Consider the following 4,287-nt stretch of genomic DNA (forward strand, 5'->3'; position numbering starts at 1 on the left):
GCATATTTCCTATATGATTCCTATTTACTTTAAGCTGATAAGAGGTGAGAAGCGGCAGCTGCTTCAGGATGCACCTCGCAGTAGTATTGCTCCTAATCGGGACGATTAGTGATTTTAGATATGAAAAACGTCATAGGATTAGCATGCAAAACAAGCTCAAACGTACACGAAGAGATATGGCGCGGATAGAAAGGGAATATCCATTAAGCTAATAATATTTCCGGAATTTCCGGGAAATGAACGGATACATGAGCGGGAAATATAAGTGAATTTTCAGATAATATTTCCCGGGTGTGCGCAAGAAGCTACAGGAAAGAAATCTTTTCGACATCATGGAGATTCAGATTTTGTAGAAAGTGTCGAAAGTATAGAAGTACATATAATAAACCACATAATAATTAATGTGGTAATATCTCTTTGCCAACTTCTCCCTATCAAGATTATAATAATCACAGAGGAAAATAGTCGAGGAGGATTAAACAAATGGCAGATGAAAGGGAGTCAGCGAGACTCGTATCACTTAACGTCGGCGAACCTGTTGCGATCGCTCACGGCTCTAAAGAAGTAATTTCAGGTATTTTCAAAAAAACCTCTCCATTTGCTCATTCAATAAGCATGACCGGAGTGCAAGGGGACGGGCAAGGGGATACTGTGCATCATGGCGGTGTGGATAAAGCTGTTTGCGTTTATTTGGAACGACAGTACGCATATTGGGAAAATCAAATTGGACGTCCATTCGAGTTTGGCGCATTTGGCGAAAACTTTACACTATCCGATTGGACGGAAGATGATATATGCATCGGTGATATTATTGAGGCAGGCGATGTCGTCTTTCAAGTAAGCCAGCCGCGTCAGCCTTGCTTTAAGCTTGGTATACGCCACCAAATACCGGAATTGCCTGAGCTCGTAAGAAATCAGGGGAATACTGGGTTTTATTTTCGAGTTCTACAAGAGGGTACGATGCAGGTAGGCACCACATTTACGATTACCAAAAAACATGCTGCACGCAAGACGATCGCTGAAGCGAATCGCGTTATGTACAATGATAAGGAAGACATAAAAGGAATTGAACAGCTGCTTGCTGTAAAGGAGCTTGCGAAGAGCTGGCAGGATCAGCTGGAGAGTCGACTAAAACGATTGCAGCAGGTGAATCTAGGAGGCTAGTCGGCTTGAATGGCAAATATGATTTCGATACTTTTTTGACCAAATACGAATTTCCAGAACCATATATCGTTGAGCAGCGAGAAAGCGGCATGAATAATACTACACGCATGGTCACCTCAGGCAATATTCGGTTTGTGCTTCGCATCTATAATAACCACAAGGATGCTCAAATCGTGAGGCTTGAACATGAGGTGTTAACAGCATTGTCAAAACAGCAGCTCACATTTGATGTACCCGTTCCAGTAAGGAATACTAGCGGAGATACAATTACTATTGCCAGTGACGGAACGATTTCCTCTTTATTTCATTATATTAAAGGAGATAGGCCCCTAGCTTCATTTCTTTGCCATGTCAAAGCACTGGGTCAAATAGCAGGTCAGCTTACGTTAGCATTGAGTAAGCTTGAACTGAGCAGCCAGCCGATATACACTCCCTATTATTTGATTGCAAGCACGTATTCGTCAATGGATGAAACGGCTTTCATGTCATTGACAGAAAATTCTGCTAAACTTAAGTCTAGACGTGAAAGCGTTATTGAACTACTTCGAGAACGGGAGGAAGTCGCCGCGGCTTGCGAGAGTATTTCCCTTTTGCCGAAACAGTGGATTCATGGTGATCTCGTATTTAATAATACGGTTTTGAGCGGGGAAAGGATTAATGGTGTTCTTGATTTTGAGTTTACAACGATTGATGTTCGTGCAATGGAGCTGGCAGTTACCCTTGTGGATCTAATTAAACCTGATATAACTGATAGTACAGCAAAAGTGTGTACGTTAATTCAAGGGTATTCGGAAACGATAGCTTTAACTAACAATGAGCTTGAAAAGTTGCCTATCTTAATGAAACTGCGATTGCTCGATGTTGTACTCCACTTTGCTATACGTCTTAACGATGGGTTAGATAATGAAGATGTGTTATGCAGCATAATTGATCAATCTCTATATGGATGTCATTGGATAAATGAACAATGGGAGGATGTCAAATATGAGTCTAGCTAGTGAACTTGGTTATGGAGAACAGGAGAAACTACTAATTATAAATGCAGATGATTTCGGATCTTGTCATTCTGTTAATATCGGTATACAGCAGTTGCTCACAGATGGGATTGTGAGCTCAGCTACTTTAATGATGCCTTGCGGTTGGGCAAGAGAAGCAGCGCTATGGAGTGCTCGACATTCACCGTTTGACGTTGGCGTACATTTGACTTTTACAAGTGAATGGGATTTATACCGTTGGGKTCCGGTTAACCGTCATGGCATTACATCTTCACTGGTAACAAATGAAGGTTACTTTCCGAAGGATTGTAAAACTTTCGAGAAACAGGCTGATGAGGTACAAGTAAAAGCTGAAATGATTGCACAAATTGAAATGGCACTTCAAATGGGGATGAAGCCAACGCATGCTGATAATCATATGGGCAGCCTATATGGTTTAGCTACGGGCCGTAATTTCTTGTCTGTCGTATTAGATGTATGTGCGGCTTATGGTCTGCCATTTCGTTTGCCTCGTAATTTGCGGGAGACAAACGATCAAGTTGCACCTCCTGAGCTTGCTGAGCAAGCGAAGCTGCTGGGAGCATTAGCAGATTCCAAAGGTGTCGTTATCCTTGATTATTTGGTTGGTCTTCCTTTTCATTTGCAAGAGGGAGAAACCTTCGACTCATTCAAAACTGACATGCAACATCTATTAAAACGACTGAAACCAGGAGTAACAGAGCTTATCATTCATCCGTCATTTGTGACAGATGAGCTTCATGCTTTTCACGGTCAACCGGAAAAACGTGGAATGGAGTTAGAAATGTTTCGCGATGCAGCTATTCAGCAAACACTCAAAGACGAAGGAATACGCTTGATCCGTTGGCGCGAGCTGCAAAAACTGCAGCGTGACCGCAGCGGCTACACGAAATAACAAAAGGAGCTGTACGCACTTATGCCATTTCATTCCATCAAGCAATTAGCCGAGCAAGTTAAAGCAAACATTGGACGCGTAATAGTAGGTAAAGAAGAAGTTATCGATTTATTGTTAATTGGTCTTATTACGTCAGGACATGTACTGCTGGAGGATGTGCCGGGAACAGGCAAGACGTTGCTTGCAAAATCATTATCGAAGTCGCTGAAACTCCAATTTAAGCGTATTCAATTTACGCCCGATTTGCTTCCATCGGATTTGAGTGGTATTCACTTTTACAATCAGAAGCTGAGTGAATTTGAGTTTCGCGCGGGTCCATTGTTTACAAACCTATTGCTAGCAGATGAGATAAATCGGGCAACACCGCGTACGCAATCTAGCTTGCTAGAATGTATGGAGGAGCGTCAAATTAGTATTGACGGAGAAACGAAATGGCTTGGTCGTCCTTTCATGGTTATAGCTACCCAAAATCCGGTTGAGCACCAAGGAACTTTTCCACTTCCTGAAGCTCAGCTGGATCGTTTCCTATTCAAAATAAAAATGGGCTACCCAACGACTGAGGAAGGCATTCAGCTGTTAAAACGATTCAAGGACAGTGATCCGCTAGAATCTCTTGAGCCKGTTGTGGACATTGAGATCATACAGCAGGCACAGAAAGCATACACGGCTGTAACAGTAAATGATGAGGTGTTGCAATATTTATTGTCTATAGTTGAACAGACGAGGAAACGTGATGAGGTATCGATAGGAGTTAGTCCTCGTGGAAGTCAGGCATTGCTTCGTGCAGCTCAAGTGAATGCGATCTTGCGCGGACGAGATTTTGTAACGCCGGATGATGTGAAGGCGATGGCAAAGCCGGTGCTTTCGCATCGGTTAGCTATTCGCGGCATGCAGCGTACTTCGGCCAATGCAGATGCCATTATTGATGATATTATTCGTCAGACAGCCGTGCCAGCAGAAGCCGGCCTATCGGTTCGATAGGGCGGCGGCGCGATGATTTTATTCTGGTTTATAGTTGCGGCTGTCGGCATTATATTATTACAGAGCCGCTTGTTTCAACGTTATGTGTTGCGTAAAGTAACTTATCAACGGCATTTTCAAACGAAATCTTGCTATCGAGGCGATAAGGTAGAGCTGATTGAGCAATTGACGAATGAGAAATGGCTGCCAGTACCCTGGCTTCGCATAGAATCCTTATTGTCTACTCACTTGCAT

General features: G+C 42.9%; 4 protein-coding genes and 1 pseudogene. All 5 read left to right on the forward strand.

What is annotated here, in order from left to right; all coding sequences use genetic code 11:
• The first annotated feature begins 483 nt into the window (after window positions 1-483).
• Entirely contained in the window at window positions 484-1,164 is a 681-nt protein-coding gene (locus AC1DWN_RS28960) for an MOSC domain-containing protein (RefSeq protein WP_477562344.1), read from the forward strand.
• A 5-nt stretch (window positions 1,165-1,169) separates the two neighbouring features.
• Complete coding sequence (locus AC1DWN_RS28965; protein ID WP_477562345.1) at window positions 1,170-2,162, forward strand: phosphotransferase; 993 nt, start codon at window positions 1,170-1,172, stop codon at window positions 2,160-2,162.
• The gene (locus AC1DWN_RS28970; protein ID WP_477562346.1) at window positions 2,149-3,072 is read left to right on the forward strand and encodes a polysaccharide deacetylase family protein; all 924 of its coding nucleotides are present in this window, start codon (window positions 2,149-2,151) and stop codon (window positions 3,070-3,072) included. The genes AC1DWN_RS28965 and AC1DWN_RS28970 overlap by 14 nt, the downstream gene beginning before the upstream one ends.
• A 21-nt stretch (window positions 3,073-3,093) precedes the next feature.
• Complete coding sequence (locus AC1DWN_RS28975; RefSeq protein ID WP_477562347.1) at window positions 3,094-4,053, forward strand: AAA family ATPase; 960 nt, start codon at window positions 3,094-3,096, stop codon at window positions 4,051-4,053.
• 12 nt (window positions 4,054-4,065) lie between these two features.
• Window positions 4,066-4,287 (forward strand): annotated as a pseudogene (locus AC1DWN_RS28980) (DUF58 domain-containing protein); the annotation flags it as partial.

Source organism: Paenibacillus sp. P4_A7 (assembly GCF_056402455.1).

Bases quoted from the DNA above. Each gene is read 5' to 3' on its own strand.
- AC1DWN_RS28960 (WP_477562344.1), top strand. From the start codon at position 484: ATGGCAGATGAAAGGGAGTCAGCGAGACTCGTATCACTTAACGTCGGC.